This window comes from Methylobacterium tarhaniae (assembly GCF_001043955.1).
Taxonomy (GTDB): Bacteria; Pseudomonadota; Alphaproteobacteria; order Rhizobiales; family Beijerinckiaceae; genus Methylobacterium; species Methylobacterium tarhaniae.
Window position 1 is genome coordinate 1 of sequence record NZ_LABZ01000464.1, and the last position, 595, is coordinate 595.

The 595-nt window shown below is 68.7% G+C and carries 1 protein-coding gene; it reads right to left on the minus strand.

The annotated features are described in order from the left end of the window. On the minus strand, positions 1-595 hold a 595-nt coding region (locus VQ03_RS30675; RefSeq protein ID WP_048454724.1), incomplete at both ends, for an amidohydrolase.

Genomic DNA, 595 nt, shown 5'->3' on the forward strand with positions numbered 1-595 from the left:
TTCCAGCACCGAGAACACGTCGCGGATCTCCACCTCGATCTCGACCCCATGGGCGAGGGCGATGCCCTTGGCCACCTCTCGGATGCGGCGCGAGACGAGCGTGCGCATGCCCGCATCGAAGGTCCGGACCGTGCCGGCGAGATGGGCGCCCTCGGGAATGACGTTATAGGCCGCGCCCGCATGGATCTGGGTCACCGAGAGCACCGCGCTCTTCAGCGGGTCGGCATTGCGCGAGACGATGGATTGCAGCGCCTGGACAAGAGCCGAGGCCGCCACGATGGAATCGAGACCGCGATGCGGTTCGGCCGCGTGGGCGCCGCGCCCGGTGATGCGGATATCGAAGAAGTCCGCCGCCGCCATCATCGGCCCCGGGCGGATCTTGAGTTTGCCGTGCGGGCCGCTGGGGGTGTTGTGGAGCCCGTAGATCTCGTCGCAGGGGAAGCGTTCGAACAGACCGTCGACGAGCATGGCGCGGGCGCCGCCGAGCCCTTCCTCCGCCGGCTGGAACACGAAGAGGGCAGTCCCGTCGAAATCCCGCGTCTCGGCCAGGTAGCGCGCGGCACCCAGCAGCATGGTGGTGTGGCCGTCATGGCCG